This is a genomic window from Myxococcus llanfairpwllgwyngyllgogerychwyrndrobwllllantysiliogogogochensis (assembly GCF_006636215.1).
Lineage (GTDB): Bacteria > Myxococcota > Myxococcia > Myxococcales > Myxococcaceae > Myxococcus > Myxococcus llanfairpwllgwyngyllgogerychwyrndrobwllllantysiliogogogochensis.
Genome location: NZ_VIFM01000145.1, coordinates 1 through 16419, shown reverse-complemented (window position 1 = coordinate 16419; position 16419 = coordinate 1). Strand labels below are relative to the sequence as shown.

The following is a 16419-nucleotide window of genomic DNA, read 5'->3' as shown; positions in this document are numbered from 1 at the left end:
GGCCCGAGTCTGAGCCGTCCCCGCGCGAGCGCAAGTCTCGCGTGAGGTCAGGAGCGCGGGCCGTAGACGGGCAGGGGCGCTCCGACTTCGTAGGCCCCCAGGTCCGGTGCCGCGCCGCTGAAGCCGTCGTTGATGTTGGCGAGGGGCGCTCCCGCGTTCTCCACGGCCGAGCCCGTGCGCGGGCGCAGGTCGGGCGCGGCATACAGCGTCATGGGCGCGGCGGGGTAGGCGACGGACGCGGCGAAGACTCCGAGGTCCACCTGCACGGCGTTCTTTTCGGTGGTGCTGGCACGCAGGGCGCTCAGGCCCGTCAGGGCGCTGCCACCCCAGGTGGCGGTGAAGTTGCCGGACGTGGTGCCGAAGCCGTCGTGGTCCAGGTTGGCGCTCGCGGTGACCAGGTCGGGGATGTGGAGCACCCGCCCGTTGGCGTTGCCGCTGTTGTAGCCGTTGAAGGACCCGCCCGGTCCGCCGATGAACAGGTTGTTGCGCGAGTACAGGTTCGCCACGGGCTTGCCCGCGGTGATGCCGAGTCCGTCGCCATGCTTCACCACGGTGTTGTGCAGCAGCACGTCGCCCGAGCTGCCCCGGTACAGTTTGAAGGCGATGTGCACCGTGTTGTAGGCGGCGTTGCGGACGAAGTACGTGGGGCCGCCCAGGCTCGGCTGCGACGACAGGGCGATGAAGTTGTTGGTGAGGCGGTTGCCGACGATTCGGCAGTTGTGGAAGCAGAAATCCGCCTCGACTCCATCGTCCGCGTTGCCGATGAGGTCGTTGTTGAGGATGTCGATGCTGTACTGGTCCACCGCGGCGTCGTCCTCCATCAGGGAGATGCCGTCGCGGAACCCGGTGACGCGGTTGTTGAGAATCACGTGGCCCGGGCCCGTGACGCAGATGCCCTCACCCTGGTTGTTGCCGTTGACGCCGAGCGAAGCCTCCGCCCATTGCGTGACACCTGTCACGACGTTGTCGGCGATATAGGCGTTCTCCGCGCGCAGGAAGGTGACGACGGCGTCGCCTCCGTTCGCGGTGGTGGCGTTGACGGTGGAGCGGGTGAGCACGAAGTGCTTCGAGCCGTTGAAGCGGACGCGGCCGTTGATGGTGAGCCGGTCGAAGTGCACGTAGCTCTGGTTGAACAGGTTGATGGGGCCGGTGACGATGGTGCCGGTGGTGCCGCGCAGGACGATGGGCTTGCCCTCGGTTCCGCTGCGAGACCAGTCGAACGCGCTGTACGTCCCCGCGCCCAGCTCGAGGATGTCGCCCGGCTGCGCGCCGGAGGCGACGGTGGCGAAGGTGGCGGGGGTCACCGCCTTGACGGGAGCACTCGCCATGGGGGCTGGCACCGCGCGCGTGGTCGCCGTCTCCGTCCGCGTGGTGGAGCCTCCGTCCGGGTCCGTGAGGGTGAGCTCCAACTCGTAGCGCGTCCCTGGCTGGAGGCCGAACACGCTGCCGGAGTGGCGCGCGCCCCAGCTGAAGCCCTCGTTGTCTCCGGCCGGGATGCGGCGCAACGGCAGGGCCTGCAGCCAGGTGCCCGTTCCGACGGGGCGGTAGCGGACGGAGACGACGCCGTTCGCGTTGGGGTCACCGGAGAAGGCCCACTCCACCGTCAGGTGGTGCAGCGTCGGGAAGGGGAGGGTGATGGCTCCAGGGACGGTGGCGTCGGCGCTGGTCGCCCCGCCGTCGGGGTTCGCCTGGGTACCTCCGTCGGGGCCCGGCTGGGAGCCGCTGTCCTCGCGCGTGCCTCCGTCGGGGAGCACGGAGCCATCGGGAGCGCCTGTTCCCGCGTCGTCCCCGGTGTCGTCGTCTCCTCCGCCACACGCGACGCAGAGAAGCAGCAGGACAGCGCAGGACCACTGCCGGATGAGAGCGTTCATGCGCCGGGATTCTGCCCGGAGCGAGGCCTCACCGCGAGAGAACCTGCTGTCGCGGACGGTGTGTCAGCCGCCGTCGCGGATGTGGGTGGCGCGAGCGAGCGCGCCGCGAGGTCACTCGCTCGGTGGGGTGCGCCCCGAGTAGAGCAGGCCGTCGCGCACTTCCTCCTCGGTGAGGAGGCGGTAGGTCCCCTCGGGGATGTCGTTGAGCTCGATGCCACCCACGGCCTCGCGGTGGAGGGCGCGCACGGGGAGCCCCACGGCGCCGAGCATCCGCTTCACCTGGTGGTGTCGGCCCTCGGTGAGGGTGACCTCCACGGTGTGCTCGTCGCGGATGCGCACGGTGGCGGGGCGGGCGGGGCCGTCGTCGAGCGTCATCCCCTGGCGGAGGGGCTCCACGCGCTCTTCGTCGGGGGTGCTGAAGACGGTGGCCACGTAGCGCTTGGGCAGTTGCGTGTCAGGGGAGGTGGCGTGGGCGACGAACTTGTCGTCATTGCTGAAGAGCAAGAGGCCCGTGGAGTCCACGTCGAGGCGGCCCACGGCGTGCCACGTGTAGCCGGCCAGGTCCGGGGGCAACTGGCGCAGGAGCACCTCGAAGACGGTGCCGGTGCGGTGCTGGGACACGGTGGAGGACAGCACGCCCGCGGGCTTGTGGAAGGCGAGCACGCGCGTGGCGGGGGCCGACAGCGGGACGACCTTGCCATCCACGCGCACGACGGAGCCGGGGGGCACGGGGGCGAGGGGCATGAGCGCGACGCGCGCGTTGATGGTGACGCGGCCGGCGCGGATGGCGTCGTCGGCCTCCTTCTGGGGGAACACGCCTGCTCGGGCGAGCGCGCGCGACAGCCAGTCCGGCTTCTCCTTGCCCTCCCAGCGCTGGTGTTGCTGAGGGGCCTTGGGCTTGTCGTACTTGCGAGGCATGGGCTTCCAGGGGGCAGGTGACGCGAGGGCGGGTCGGGAGCACCGGGTGTCGTCGACCCGCCGCGAGGGCGGCGTCATATCATCACCAGTTCCCCGACGTGGCGCATCTCACCGCCGACGTCCGGGAGCGGTCGTCGTAGAGTCAGGGGCATGACCTCGCGTGCCGGAACACCGCCTGTCCGGGATGAAACCCGGATGCATCCGCTGGATGGGTTCATCGCCTCGCTGGCGAGTCACTCGCTGTTCTGTGACGGCTGGGGGGACGAGCAGGCGTTCACGGGGCCGGGTCTGTCGGACCGGCTCTGCGCCCGGCCTGGCCCGCTCTCCATGAGCTGGGAGGCGGAGCAGTCGCGGGGGCGGCGTTGCTTCCGGGATGGCGCGTTCGAGTCGCCCTGGGCGGCGCTGCCTCCGGAGGTTCGTCGCGGCAAGGTGCGGTGGTTCTCCTCCACGCGAGGTCGTGGGCGGGATGCGTGCGTGGTGCTGGCCTCGTCGCGGGACGAGGGATTCCGGCTCAGGACGTGGCTCTTCGCGCCGTTGGTCGACGAGGGCGTGGACTTGTTCTTCCTGGAGAATCCCTTCTACGGGACGCGCAGGGCGACGGGGCAGAAGGGGCCGCACATCCGCACGGTGAGCGAGCAGTTGAACATGAACATCGCGAGCATCGAGGAGGCGCGGGCGCTCGTGGCGCATGCGCGGAGGGAGGGCTACGAGCGCGTCGCGGTGGCGGGATACAGCATGGGTGGCTACATGGCGGCGCTCGCGGCGGCGACGATGCCGGAGCCCGTGGGAGTCGCGGCGCTCGCGGCGGGAGCGTCACCCGCGCCCGTGTTCACGAAGGGCGTGCACGGGCGCTCCATCGACTTCAAGAAGCTGGGAGGCTCGCCGGATGAAGCGGAGGCCCGGCTGCGGCTCGCGACGATTCTGGACGCGGCGAATGCGTGTCTGTTGCCGCCGCCCGCGAAGCCGAGCGCCGCCGTCATCGTGGCGTGCGCGAGGGATGCCTTCGTGCCGTTGTCAGAGGCGCGAGCGCTTCACTCGCACTGGGCCGGAAGCGAGCTGCGCATCCTGGACGCGGGGCACATCTCCGCGCTCATCACCTCCGGGTCGGCGCTGCGCGGAGCGATTCGAGACGCGGTCCATCGCTCCGGCGAGTGACCCCGCTACTCACGTCGAATCGTGTCCGGGTCCTCGCCCTCGGACATGCCCGGAGTCTTGCCCGGTTCATCCTCGGGTCTCCGCCGCTCTGCCTCTTGCTCGTCGCCCTCGGCCTTCCGCGGCGTGCGGCCTGGAGCCTCCTCCTCGCGCTCGTCCTTCCGGGGCTGGCCACCGCCGCGTCCCGGTTCATCGTCGCCCACCACCATCGACTCGTAGGGCATGTGATCCATGCGTGCTCCTCTCGCGGGTTCAGGACTCCTCCCGAAAGGTAGGGCCGTCCCCCGGGCGTGCCGCGCCGGGCCTTGCGGTCGCCCGCCCGCTCGCCCACCCTGCGCCTCCTCGCCCGCAGGAGCCGCCATGTCCCGCCTCGCCGCCTGTCTCGTCCTCCTCACGCTCCCCGCCGTCGCCGCCGAGCCAGCCCTCACCCCTCGCCGACCCGTCCACACCTACTCCATCGTCGCGAGAGACCCGGTGACGGGAGACCTGGGGGTCGCCGTCCAGTCCCACTGGTTCTCCGTGGGCGCCACCGTGCCCTGGGCCGAGGCCGGCGTCGGCGCTGTCGCCACCCAGTCCTTCGTGGACCCGTCCTACGGTCGTCTGGGCCTGGAGCTCATGCGCGCCGGACGCAGCGCTCCCGATGCCCTCAACGGCCTGCTCGCCGCGGACTCCGCCAGCAACGTGCGACAGGTCGCCATGGTCGACGCGCAGGGCCGCGTCTCCGCGCACACCGGCAGGAGCTGCATCGCCGCCGCAGGGCACGTCGTGGGCGAAGGCTTCTCCGTCCAGGCCAACATGATGGACAAGGCCACCGTCTGGCCCGCGATGTCCCAGGCGTACCGCGACTCGAAGGGCGACCTGGCCGAGCGCATGCTCACCGCGCTCGAAGCCGCGGAAGCCCAGGGCGGCGACATCCGGGGCAAGCAATCCGCCGCCCTCATCGTCGTCTCCGCGAAGTCCACCGGCCGTCCCTGGCAGGACCGTCGCTTCGACCTGCGCATCGAGGACCACCCGGAGCCTCTCAAGGAACTCCGTCGCCTCGTCACCCTCCAGCGCGCGTACAACTTCATGAACGAGGGAGACCTCGCCCTCGAGCACAAGGACACCGACGCGGCCCTCGCCGCGTACTCCTCGGCGGAGAAGCTCGCTCCCGGAAACATGGAGATGGTCTTCTGGCACGCCATCTCCCTCGTCGGCGTGGGCCGCGTGGATGAAGCCCTCCCGCTGCTCCAGCGCACGTACACCGCCGACCCCCGGTGGAGGGAACTCGTCACCCGGTTGCCCGCGGCGGGGCTCCTCCCGGACGACCCGAAGCTCCTCTCCCGTCTGACGGGCACGAAGCCGAAGCCCGCGAAGTGAATCGCGGACTCAGCCGCACAGGGAGCAGGGGCCCGAGCGTTGGGGATTCCTCTCGGTGGGACGGCGGGCGCGAGCGCTTGTGTCCACCGAGCGCGATGGAGAGGTTCTCAAGACGAGGACACCCATGCGCATCCCCCCGGCCCCATTGCTCGCGTTGCTCGTCCCGTTCATGGCGCTGGCACAGGTGCCTCAGGACGTGTCCCTCTCACCCGAGGAGTCCAGCGGTCCCAGCTACTGGTACTGGGTCGCGCTCCTCGTCATCGCCGCGGCCGTCTTCGCGTGGGTCTCGGTGCGCCTGTCACGCAGGCATCGAGGTCCGCCACCGACGTCGCGGCCACGCCGCTCCACCCGCTCCGTCTAACCCGAGGGCCGGTGCTTGCGCAGCGTGTGCAGCGCGGCCAGCCACAGCCGCGCCTCCTTGCGCGTGAGCCGTGAGCGACGCAGTGGCGCGAAGAGGTCTCTCAAGGCCGTGCGCCCCGGCTGCTCGTCGATGAGGAATCCGCCCGAGCTGAGCACGCCCCCCAGCGTCGACTCCACCTGCGCCAGCTCCGTGTCAGTGGCCGCCACGGGCAGCGGACCCGGTGGCGGCGCGTGCTCCGCCAGCGTGGCCACGCGGACTTCATAGGCATACAGCAGCACGGCCTGCGCCAGGTTGATGGAAGGCTGCTCCGGAGCGGTGGGCACGGCCGACAGGTCGTGACAGCGCTCCACCTCCGCGTTGGTGAGCCCGCTGCGCTCATCTCCGAAGACGAGCGCCACCGTGCCCTGCGTCGCGCGAGTCACCAGCTCCTCACCCACCGAGCGCGGCGGCAGTCGTCGCTTGCCCTCCACCTTGCGCGAGCTGGTCCCCACCACCCAGACACAGTCGGCGATGGCTTCCTCCAGGGTGTCGGCGCGGCGGGCGCCGTCCAAAACATCCTCGGCATGGACCGCCAGCCGGCGCGCGGGCGTCAAATCCTCCACTTCGGGCGTCACCCACACCCAATCCGAGAGGCCACAGTTCTTCAACGCCCGAGCAGCGGCACCCAGGTTCTCCGCGTTGCGCGGACGCATCAGGACGAAACGGACGGGCAGCATCATGCGCGGGGCACCTTAGCGTCTTCCGGGGCTCGGGCCTGGGCCGTTGACCCGGGCGCGGGGCCCCCCTATAGCGTGACGCCATCGACCGCCGGGTGAGGGCGCGGAGGCCACCGGGAGTGTGGCTCCGGGTACACCATGTGGGCTCGGGGACGCGTGGGGGCCGCGTCCCGGCCGTGTGCGTTCGACCACACCCCCCCTCGATTCCAGACGTGCACGCCGTCGGCACGTCACGTGAAGAACAGCTGGTACCTCCGGAGGAACCATGGGTTCGCAGTCCTCAGTCCTGACCACGCCGCACCGCGCGACACGCGCGGGCTGGCTCTTCGCCGTGCTGCTGGTAGGCACCTCGCTCGCGGGCTGCCAGAAGGAGAAGGAACCCGCGACCTCACCTCCGCCCGCGACCACCGAGGCTCCGCGGGTGACGGGGACAGACGCCGGAATCGCCGCCGCCCCGGCGCCGGTGCCCGTCAAGCCGGAGTCGGTGACGCCCATCATCAGCGCGCCGGGCACCGAGAGCGTGCTTCCCCAGCGCGTCGTCATCGAGCTGGCCCGCTCGCTGCGCCCGCCGGATGGCGAGGTGAAGCCGGGCACCGTCGTCAACATCGCGCCCCGAGTCGCGGGCAACCTGCAATGGAGCGGGCCGTCCACGCTCACGTTCAGCGCCACGGGCACCGGCTTCGCCTTCGAGACCGAATACACCGTGACGGTGGAGTCGCTGGAGACGGACGCTGGCGTGGTGAAGCCTCCCTCCGAAGGGGCGTGGACCCATCGCTTCACGACGCCCGCGTTCCGCTTCCTCCGCATGGAGCCCAAGCAGTTCGACCTGCTCAAGGGCCGCGTCGAGCTGGACCTCGCGTTCTCCGGTCCGGTGGAGCCGGCCGCCCTGCGTTCGCGCGGCTCCTTCCAGGTAGGAGGACAGGCCATCACCGACGTGAAGTGGCGCACCGTGGCCGGCAGCCGTGACGTCGTCACCGCGCAGCTGGCCCACCCGGGCCTCAAGGGCGGGGCCTCCGTGCGCTTCGTCCTCCAGGCGGGGCTTGCCTCGGCCACGGACGGGAAGGCGCGCGCTCCCGCGGCGGAGTCAACCTTCGTGCTTCGCGGTGGCAAGCGGCTGGACATCACCGGCATCGCCCGTCAGAGCGGGGCCTCCGGGCACTACCTGGAAGTGAGCTGCCGCGACGTGGAGATGTCCGCTCCGCCGAGCCCTCGGCAGAACATGGACTACGACGAGTTCTACTGGGACTCGAGCAACCGGGGCTGTGTCCTGGACGACGCCACGGCCGAGGCCGCCATCCACCTGACGCCGCCGGTGAAGGTGTCCGTCGCCCCCTCGCGGCGCGGCTTCCGCATCTTCGGTGACTTCAAGCGCGGCGTGTACTCGCTGCGCATCGGCGCGGGGACGACGTCCGTGGGCAACGGCACGTTGCTGGCGGACTTCGTGGAGGACCTCTCCGTCCCGGCCCGGCAGCCGCAGCTCTCGTTCTCCTCGGCGGGGCGTTACCTGCCGCGCAGCGCGTGGCGCAACCTGCCGCTGCAGCACCTCAATCTGGACAGCGTGGAACTCACCATCCGCAACGTGCCGCCGGAGAACCTCGTCTTCTGGATGAGCGACGACCAGCGCGAGGTCGCCGACGAGCGCACGTCCAACGTGGTGGTGAAGAAGACGCTGGCCCTCCAGTCCCCCGCGGACACCCTGACCACCACCTACGTGGACGTGGCCAACCTGGTGCCGTCCACGACGCGCGGACTCGTGGAGGTCTCCGTGAAGAAGGATGACCTCCAGGCGGCCTCGCGCATCCTCCTCACGGACTTGAGCCTCGTGGCCAAGCGGGGCGGACCCGCGCCCGGCTCCACGGACCGGGGCGAGGTGTGGGTCTGGGCGCTCGGCATCGAGAGCACCGACCCGGTGTCCGGCGTCGAAGTCACGCTCGTGAAGAAGAGCGGCCAGTCGGTGGACCGCTGCGTCACCAAGGGCGCCGAGGGATGCATGCTGAAGGTGCCCGCGGCGGGCGCCGACGACAGCGAGCCCTTCGCGCTCATCGCCCGTCAAGGCGAGGAGCTGACGTACCTCAAGTACAGCGAGCTGAAGATGGAGATCGCCAACTCGGACGTTCAGGGCGAGCCCTACCGCTCCGAGAAGGCCTACCGCGCCTCCCTCTGGTCCGACCGAGGCGTGTACCGCCCGGGAGACACGGCGCACGTCGCCGCCGTGCTGCGCGGCCAGGATGACCTGGCGCCGCCCACGGGCATGCCCGTCGAGCTGGTGGTGGTGGATGCGCGCGAGCGCGAGTGGAAGAAGGTGCCGCTGAAGACGAACGAGGCGGGACTCGTCTCGCTCGACATTCCCTTCGAGGCGTTCCAGGACACGGGCCGCTACCGCGTGACGCTGAAGGTCGCGGACCGGGACGTGGCCTCCTACGCCTTCAGCGTGGAGGAGTTCGTCCCCGAGCGCATGAAGGTGACCGCGACCACCGAGGCCCCCGGCTACGTGCAGGGCGTGGAGCTGCCCGTCGCCGTGGAGGCCGCCTATCTCTTCGGCGGCTCGGCGGAGGCAAGCCCGGTGGAGCTCAACTGCCGGCTGCTGCCGTCGGACTTCAAGCCGAAGCAGAACGCCCAGTTCACCTACGGCCTGTGGCGCCAGGACGGCAAGGAGCCGCGTCCCGTCACGCTGGGGCAGGCCAAGGGCGTGCTGGATGCGAAGGGCCAGGCGGTCCTCAACTGCCCGGCGCAGGCGGCCATGGGCGGTCTGCGGGGCGCGGCGAAGCTCAGCGCGCTCGTCAGCGTCTTCGAGTCCGGCAGTGGCCGCTCCACGGTGAACGAGGCCAGCGTGCCCGTGCACCCGGAGCGCTACTACGTGGGCCTGCAGGCCAGCGTGGGGAAGGTGAAGGCCGGCAAGCCCTTCACTGTGACTGGCGTGGTGGTGGACTGGGACGGCAAGGTCGTCACGTCCGGCTCACTGGCGCCCAAGTCGGTGGAGGTCGAGTACGTCCGCCTGGAGGAGGAGTACGGGTACTACTACGACGAGTCGGAGGGGTATGACCGCTACCAGCGCTACCTGCGGCCGATTCGCGAGGGCAGCGCCGTGGCGAAGGTGGTGGACGGCCGCTTCTCCCTCAGCGTGACGCCGGGCGGAGATGCCGCGGGCTATCTGGTGCGAGTGCGCTCCGGCAATGCGCAGACGGACCTGGAGCTGGAGGGCGAGGGTCGCTACTACTGGTGGGGCGAGGGCTCGCGCGTGGACCAGACGCCGCGTCCGCTCAAGCCCACCTCGCTGGATGTCGCGGTGCCGGCGCAGGCCCGCGTGGGCCAGGCCATCACCGTCAAGGTGAAGGCTCCGTACAAGGGCCGGATGCTCTTCACCGCGGAGACGGACCGCGTGCTCGCCACCGAGTGGAAGGCCGTGGAGCCGGGCGAGGTGACGTGGACCTTCACGCCCAAGCAGTTCGCGCCCAACGTCTACGTGAGCACCTTCCTCGTGAAGGACCCGCATCTGGAGTCCCGCGAGGCGTTCATGCCGGACCGCGCCTTCGGCGTGGCCAGCGTCACTCTGGAGCCCGTGGACTTCACGCAAGCCGTGACGCTGAACGTGCCCAAGGAGGTCCGCTCCAACGACACGCTCAACGTGGACCTGGACCTGGGGGCGTTGGAGGGGCCGACCTTCGCCACGGTGGCTGTGGTGGACGAGGGCATCCTCTCCCTCACGCGCTTCCAGAGTCCGGACCCGCTCAAGCAGATCTTCACCAAGCGCGCCCTTGGCGTGGGCACCTACGAGACCATCGGCTGGACGCTGCTGGTGCCGCCCGGCGGCAACTCGCGCTCCACGGGTGGTGACGCGGAGAGCGACGCGAGCGGCCGGGTGCAGCCCGTCAAGCCCGTGGCGCTGTGGAGCGGCGTGGTGCTGGTTCCGGCCAGCGGCAAGCTGCGCCTGCCCTTCCAGATTCCGCAGTACCGGGGCGCGGTGCGGGTGATGGTGGTGACGGCCGGACCCAAGCGCCTGGGCCGTGCGAGCGCGCAGGTGCTGGTGAGAGACCCGCTGGTGCTCCAGACGACGCTGCCTCGCTTCCTCACGCAGAACGACGAAATCCAGGTGCCCGTCTTCGTCACCAACCTGTCCGGCAAGCCGCAGGACGTGAAGGTGACGCTGGGCGCGGAGTCGCTGCCGGTGCCGGGGCTGTTGCAGCCCGCGACGGCGTCGTCGCCGCTCCAACTGCTGGGCAAGAGCGAGGGCCGGGCCCGGCTGGAGGATGGCAAGTCCACCACCTTCGTCTTCCAGGCGCGCGCGGTGCAGGCGGTGGGCGCCGCGCGGCTGAGCGTCGTGGTGGAAGGTGGTGGCTACACGTCCAAGGAGACGCTGGATGTGCCGCTGTCCCCGGCGGGCCCCCGCGAGCGGCGCGTGCAGCGCATCGAACTGGCGGAGGGTGTGACGGACCTCTCCAAGCACCTCCAGGGCTGGGTGCCCACCACGGAGCGCTCCACGCTGTGGGTGACGACCAATCCCTATGCGCAGTCGCTCCAGCACCTGTCGTACCTGGTCCAGTACCCCTATGGCTGCATCGAGCAGACGACGTCCTCCACGCGTCCGCTGCTCTTCGTGTCGGAGCTGGTGGACACCGTGGACCCCACGCTGACCCAGAAGGGCTCCGTGGGAGACATGGTGCTGGCGGGCATCAACCGCGTGCTGTCCATGCAGACGTCCTCGGGCGGCTTCTCCTACTGGCCGGGCTCCACGGAGCCGGTGGAGTGGGGCACCGCGTACGCGACGCACATGCTGCTCGATGCGCAGAAGCTGAAGTACCCCGTCTCGCAGGACCGGCTGAACGACGCGATTCAGTGGATGAGCAGCCGCATGGGTTCCTACGAGAACGCCGCGGTTCGCTCGGATGGCCGCATCAACAGCGAAGAAGCCTACATGCACTACGTGCTGGCGGTGTCCGGCAAGGGCCGCAAGGCGCGCATGTTGAAGCTGGTGGAGACGCTGGCCGAGAAGTCGAAGAAGGGCGCGCTCGATGGTCAGGAGCGTGAGGACGACTACATGCTCAAGGCCGGCCTGTGGCTCGCCGGAGACCGCCGCTACGAGAAGGAGCTGCGCACCCCGGACCTGTCGCCCGTCACCGACGAGCGCAAGAACAGCTGGTCCTTCTACTCGGACCGTCGGCGCCGTGGCTTCATGCTGAGCACGTACCAGGACCTCTTCGGCAACTCCGCCGCGGGGGAGCCCCTGGCGGCCATGGTGGCCGAGTCCCTCCAGGCCCACACGAGCAGCTGGTACACGACGCAGGAGCTGGTGTGGGGAATCACGGGCCTGGGCAAGCGCCTGCAGGGCGCGGCCTCTCAGTTCACTCCGCCGGTGTTGACGGTGGATGGCAAGGACGTGGCGTCGCTGCAGGCGAAGGACGCGCGCGCGTCGGACCGGACGTGGGCCCTGGCTCGGGCCAGCGAGCGCAAGCAGCTCCAGCTCGACGTGAAGTCCAAGGACGCGGGGAAGCTGTACCTCGTGTTGAGCAGCGAGGGCGTGCGCGCGGACGGACAGGTGCGCACCGGAGGCGAGGGCCTCACGCTGAAGCGCACCTATCGCAAGCAGGACGGCACGGAGCTGAAGCTGCAGGCGTCGCCCCTGGCCCTGGCGGAGCTCATCTACGTGGAGCTGACGCTGACCAACACCACGCACGAGCGGGTGCAGAACATCGCGCTGGTGGACCGACTGCCGGCGGGCTGGGAAATCGAGAACGCGCGGCTGGGGCGTGGCGGCTCGGTGGACTGGGTGGGCGCGGACGCGCTGTGGACGCCGGACTACGTCAACATCCGGGATGACCGGATGGAGGTCTTCGGCGCGCTCGGGGCTCGGGAGTCGAAGAGCATCGTGTACGCGGTGCGCGCGGTGACGGCGGGGGCCTTCACCCTGCCGACGGCGGAGGCCGAGGCGATGTACGACCCGCGCATCTGGGCCCGCGAGGGGGGTGGCACGGTGCAGGTGTCCGGCCCTTGGAAGGACAGCCTGCTCTGATATGCGCCGCGCTCGCCACCTCCTGAAGAAGCTCGTGTGGTTCGCCGTGGGGCTCGTCGGCCTCGCGGCGGTGGGGGTGGCGGCGGCGTGGGTGTTGCCGCTGCCGTCGCGGCTCTCCGCACCGCCCTCGGTGGTGCTGGAGTACCGCGATGGCACTCCGGCGCATGTCTTCCTCGCGCCGGACGAGCGGTGGCGCATCGCCGCTCCGGCGGAGCGCATCGACCCGGCCTACCTCCGGGCCCTGCTCGCGTTGGAGGACAAGCGCTTCTATTCCCACCCGGGCGTGGACCCGCTCGCGGTGGCACGCGCCGCCGTGCTCAACCTGACGCGGGGCCGCCGGGTGTCGGGCGCGTCCACGCTGACGATGCAACTGGTGCGCATGCTGGAGCCCCGTCCGCGCACCTTCACCTCGAAGCTGGTGGAGGCCTTTCGCGCGGTGCAACTGGAGCTGCGTCTGACGAAGCAGGAGGTGATGGGTGCCTACCTCCAGTTCGTCCCGTACGGTCGCAACGTGGAGGGCGTGGAGGCCGCGGCGCTCGCGTACTTCGGCCACACGGCGGCCCACCTGAGTCCGGCGGAGATCGCCACGCTGCTGGCGGTGCCGCAGAACCCCAACCGTCGTTTCCCCACGACGGAGAACCGCGCCCGGCTGCGCGCGGCCCGGGATGACGTGGCCCGACGGCTGCTGGAGGCCCACGCCCTCCCACGCGGCCCCGAGGGCGCGACGGTGTCGGCCGAGCAGGTGCTCGCGGAGGTGCATGCCTCCGCCGTGCCCCTGGACTTGAAGGCGTTTCCTCGCGAGGCCCCGCACGCGGCGGTGTGGCTCCGGGCTCAGCGCCCGGGGCAGACGCGACTGCGCACCACGCTGGATGCGGGCACGCAGCGGTTGGTGGAGCGGGTGATGCGCGACGGGGCGAAGGACCTGACGTCGCGCGGCGTCCACAACGGCGCGGCCGTGGTGGTGGAGCGCGAGCGGGGCGAGGTGCTCGCGCTGGTGGGCAACTTCGACTTCTTCGACGAGAAGCACGGCGGACAGATTGTCGGCTTCGCCGCGCCGCGCTCTCCGGGGTCGGCGCTCAAGCCGCTGCTGTACGCCATGGGCATCGACCTGGGGCTGGTGGGGCCGGAGCAGCTCGTGGCGGACATCCCCACGACGTACGGCGGTTATGCCCCGCGCAACTTCGACGGGCGCTTCCTGGGCCTCGTGCGGCTGGAGTACGCGCTGTCCCAGTCGCTCAACATGCCCTTCGTGCGGCTCCTGGAGCGCGTGGGCGTGGAGCGCTTCCTGGGTTCGCTGCGCACGTCCGGCGTCGCCAGCCTCGTCCCGGAGCCCGGCTACTACGGCCTGTCCGCGGCGGTGGGCGGCATCGAGGTGACGCCCCTGGAGCTGGCGGGGGTGTACGTGGCGCTCGCGGGTGATGGCCGCACGCGGCCGCTGCGCCTGCTGGAGGAAGGGCAGCCGGTGGAGTCCCCCGCGGAGGTCATGTCTCCGGGGGCGGCGTGGCTTACGCGCAAGGCCCTGTCGCTGAAGGACCGGCCGGACTTTCCGGAGCGGCGCCGGCTGACGGGCCTGCCCGCGCGCGTGCACTGGAAGACGGGGACGAGCTTCGGGCACCGGGACGCGTGGGCCGCGGGCTCCGGACCTCGGCACACGGCGGTGGTGTGGCTGGGCAACTTCGACCACTCGCCGAGCGTGCACCTGGTGGGCGCGGATGCGGCGGGCCCCCTGTTGTTCGACATCCTCGAGGGCGTGGGTCCCCGAGGCCGCTCGCTGCCGGAGGATGAAGTGAACGCGCCGGACGACTTGATGCGCGTGGAGGTCTGCGCGTACTCGGGACATCTGCCGACTGAGGCCTGCACGCAGCGCAAGGAGGTCTACGCGCGGCGCTCGGCGGTGCCCACCGCCCGCTGTCCCTACCACCAGCACGTGGAGGTCGACGTGGCCTCCGGGCTCGCGGTGGGGCCCACGTGCCGCGCCGGGCGGAAGACGGAGTCGCGGGTGTTCGTCACCTGGCCCGCCACCATCCGCCGTTGGCTGGAGGAGCAGCACCGCCGCCTGCCGGAGCCTCCCTCGGCGGCGCCCGGCTGTGAGCCCGGTGGCGAGCGCGCCGCGCCCAGCATCGTCTCGCCCGCCCAGGGCCACATCGCGCTGCTGATTCCCGGAGTCCCTCCGGAGCAGCAGGAGATGCCGCTGGAGGCGGAGGCCTCCCACGAGCGCGCGCTCACCTGGTTCGTGGACGGCGCGCTCCTGGGAACGGCGCGCGCCGACGAGCGCATGTGGTGGAAGCCCTCGGTGGGCTCCCACGAAATCCTCGTCACGGATGACCGGGGACTCAGCGCGAAGCGCACGCTCGTCGTCCGCGAGCGGCGCTAAAGCGAAGCACTCCGGCTCAGCGGACCTCCCAGCCCTTGTCGCCGCGCTCGTATTGCTGACCTGCGCGCAGCGCGCCGTAGAAGAGGAAGTCCTTCACGCCCACGACGGACTTCCCGTCGAACAGGCCCAGCTCTCCCTTGGGCATCAGCTGGATGCCCAGCTCGGAGAGCTTCAGCCGCACCTTCGCGCCCGGGGCCACCGTCACGTCCGGCAGCACCGCGCCCACGGGGGGCCTCACCAGGGTGGGCGCATGGTCGCTCTGCGCCAGGCTCACCCGCAGGTTCGTGGTCAGCACCATGCCCTTGAGCGACAGCGCCCCCGTGCCCCGGTTGCCCACGTCCACCCAGCCCGCCACCGGGTCGAACGCCTCGAACACCAGGGGCGAGCCCTGGGCCTTCATCCGCGCCCAGTCCTTCTCCACGAAGGCCCGGCGCTCCTTCACGTAGCGCTTCATGTAGTCGCGGCCCGCCTGGAACTGGGCGAAGTCGGTGTACGGGGCTCCACGCATGTGCGGGGTGATAAGCGCGTGCAGCGCGTCGATGTACGGGTTCATCACCTCGGGGGTGAACAGCTCGTCGAGCGCCTTGTCGAGCCGCGCGCCCAACTGCTCACGCAGCGCGGGGTTGGCCAGCACACGCGTGCCCAGGTTGGAGAAGACGGGCAGGTAGCCGGGATAGGACTGCGTCTCCGTCTTGCGCTGCAGGTACATCCTCTCCGTCCACGCGTCCGTCAGCGTGAAGTTGAACAGCGGGTGGCGCATGTTGTTGGAGCTGGTGCTCATTCCCTCCACGGGATTGAGGTACCACCAGCGCGCGTCCACGTTGTTGAGGTCCCAGGGCACGTAGGACCATTTCGCCACGGCCCGGTCGTAGATGAAGTAGCTCTCCGAGTCCTCGACGAAGTTGTTGGACATCAACGCGTCCAGCACCATGGAGCGCAGGTAGTGCTCGAGCTGGAGGTGTTTCTCCAGTGCCTCGGCGAACTGGGGTTCCGGCGTGTGGTTGATGACGTCCAGCATGGCGAGGAGCGCGTCGTCCGGCTGCTGCTCGTTCGTCTTCTTCGTCCAGTCACCCTGGTAGGGCACCTTCCACGTCTTCAGCTCGCAGTCCTTCCAGCCGCACCGGTAGATGGTGGCATCGTCGTCCGCGAAGGCGTGGGCCTTGAGGAAGGCCTTGTTCACCTGCTCGATGTCCAGGAACACGCCCTGGTACTGGCCATTGAGCTTGAGGCGCACGTAGGTCGCCTTGGACGCGGGCACGCGCATCGCGGCCATCAAGTCGAACGCCATCTTCTCCGCCAGCATCGTCGCATCGGCATACTCGGCCACGAGGTTGAGTGACGTGCGTCCCTCGAACCGGGCGTCCTTCGCGAAGCTCACGTTCCAGCTCTTCTTCGGGAAGTAGCGCGCGGAGGCACCTCGCAGGCGCACCTTCACCTGATACGTCGTCCCGCCCGCCTTGAAGACGGCGTCCTGCTCCGGCGTCCACACGTCTGCCTCGAACTTCTTCATCGCCGCCTCGGGGATGATGAGCTCGTACTCGGGCACGCTCGCTTGCAAGGCAGGCATCGTGAAGGGCCGCTGGGCCTCGGGCGTCACCGGAGGCGGGTCCACGGGCGGAGGGTCCACCGGAGGCGGGTCCACGGGCTTTCTCTTATACACA

The 16419-nt window shown here is 70.3% G+C and carries 10 protein-coding genes; 5 read left to right on the top strand and 5 right to left on the bottom strand.

Annotated features, from left to right (window positions below; genetic code table 11):
* Positions 1–47: 47 nt before the first annotated feature.
* Both FJV41_RS29810 and FJV41_RS29805 read right to left on the bottom strand, forming a co-directional pair.
* The gene (locus tag FJV41_RS29810; protein ID WP_246137502.1) at positions 48–1871 is read right to left on the bottom strand and encodes a right-handed parallel beta-helix repeat-containing protein; all 1824 of its coding nucleotides are present in this window, start codon (positions 1869–1871) and stop codon (positions 48–50) included.
* Between the two features lie 111 nt (positions 1872–1982).
* Entirely contained in the window at positions 1983–2789 is an 807-nt protein-coding gene (locus FJV41_RS29805; protein WP_141645970.1) for a pseudouridine synthase, read from the bottom strand.
* A gap of 150 nt (positions 2790–2939) precedes the next feature.
* Here FJV41_RS29805 and FJV41_RS29800 point away from each other — a divergent pair, with 150 nt between their 5' ends.
* Positions 2940–3944, top strand: a complete 1005-nt coding sequence (locus FJV41_RS29800; protein WP_141645969.1) for an alpha/beta hydrolase family protein — start codon at positions 2940–2942, stop codon at positions 3942–3944.
* Positions 3945–3949: 5 nt separating this feature from the next.
* Here the strand turns inward: FJV41_RS29800 and FJV41_RS29795 are convergent, their stop codons facing one another.
* Complete coding sequence (locus FJV41_RS29795) at positions 3950–4174, bottom strand: hypothetical protein (protein ID WP_246137501.1); 225 nt, start codon at positions 4172–4174, stop codon at positions 3950–3952.
* A 127-nt stretch (positions 4175–4301) separates the two neighbouring features.
* Between FJV41_RS29795 and FJV41_RS29790 the strand changes: the two genes are divergently transcribed.
* Both FJV41_RS29790 and FJV41_RS29785 read left to right on the top strand, forming a co-directional pair.
* Positions 4302–5300: a DUF1028 domain-containing protein gene (locus FJV41_RS29790; protein WP_141645968.1), complete on the top strand. Its 999-nt coding sequence runs from the start codon at positions 4302–4304 to the stop codon at positions 5298–5300.
* Positions 5301–5424: 124 nt separating this feature from the next.
* On the top strand, positions 5425–5661 hold the full coding sequence (locus tag FJV41_RS29785) for a hypothetical protein (RefSeq protein ID WP_141645967.1): 237 nt from the start codon (positions 5425–5427) through the stop codon (positions 5659–5661).
* On the opposite strand, the gene FJV41_RS29780 is transcribed toward FJV41_RS29785, so the two are convergent.
* A complete protein-coding gene (locus tag FJV41_RS29780) occupies positions 5658–6380 on the bottom strand; it encodes an RNA methyltransferase (RefSeq protein ID WP_141645966.1) in 723 nt (240 codons plus the stop codon). The genes FJV41_RS29785 and FJV41_RS29780 overlap by 4 nt on opposite strands.
* A 262-nt stretch (positions 6381–6642) precedes the next feature.
* Here FJV41_RS29780 and FJV41_RS29775 point away from each other — a divergent pair, with 262 nt between their 5' ends.
* Both FJV41_RS29775 and pbpC read left to right on the top strand, forming a co-directional pair.
* The gene (locus FJV41_RS29775; protein WP_141645965.1) at positions 6643–12384 is read left to right on the top strand and encodes an alpha-2-macroglobulin family protein; all 5742 of its coding nucleotides are present in this window, start codon (positions 6643–6645) and stop codon (positions 12382–12384) included.
* A 1-nt stretch (position 12385) separates the two neighbouring features.
* A complete protein-coding gene (pbpC, locus tag FJV41_RS29770; protein ID WP_141645964.1) occupies positions 12386–14758 on the top strand; it encodes a penicillin-binding protein 1C in 2373 nt (790 codons plus the stop codon).
* Positions 14759–14774: 16 nt separating this feature from the next.
* Here pbpC and FJV41_RS29765 read toward each other — a convergent pair whose 3' ends face one another.
* Positions 14775–16418, bottom strand: a complete 1644-nt coding sequence (locus FJV41_RS29765; protein WP_246137500.1) for a CotH kinase family protein — start codon at positions 16416–16418, stop codon at positions 14775–14777.
* Position 16419 lies beyond the last annotated feature (1 nt).

Bases quoted from the DNA above. Each gene is read 5' to 3' on its own strand.
- FJV41_RS29810 (WP_246137502.1), bottom strand. From the start codon at position 1,871: ATGAACGCTCTCATCCGGCAGTGGTCCTGCGCTGTCCTGCTGCTTCTC.
- FJV41_RS29805 (WP_141645970.1), bottom strand. From the start codon at position 2,789: ATGCCTCGCAAGTACGACAAGCCCAAGGCCCCTCAGCAACACCAGCGC.
- FJV41_RS29800 (WP_141645969.1), top strand. From the start codon at position 2,940: ATGACCTCGCGTGCCGGAACACCGCCTGTCCGGGATGAAACCCGGATG.
- FJV41_RS29795 (WP_246137501.1), bottom strand. From the start codon at position 4,174: ATGGATCACATGCCCTACGAGTCGATGGTGGTGGGCGACGATGAACCG.
- FJV41_RS29790 (WP_141645968.1), top strand. From the start codon at position 4,302: ATGTCCCGCCTCGCCGCCTGTCTCGTCCTCCTCACGCTCCCCGCCGTC.
- FJV41_RS29785 (WP_141645967.1), top strand. From the start codon at position 5,425: ATGCGCATCCCCCCGGCCCCATTGCTCGCGTTGCTCGTCCCGTTCATG.
- FJV41_RS29780 (WP_141645966.1), bottom strand. From the start codon at position 6,380: ATGATGCTGCCCGTCCGTTTCGTCCTGATGCGTCCGCGCAACGCGGAG.
- FJV41_RS29775 (WP_141645965.1), top strand. From the start codon at position 6,643: ATGGGTTCGCAGTCCTCAGTCCTGACCACGCCGCACCGCGCGACACGC.
- pbpC (WP_141645964.1), top strand. From the start codon at position 12,386: ATGCGCCGCGCTCGCCACCTCCTGAAGAAGCTCGTGTGGTTCGCCGTG.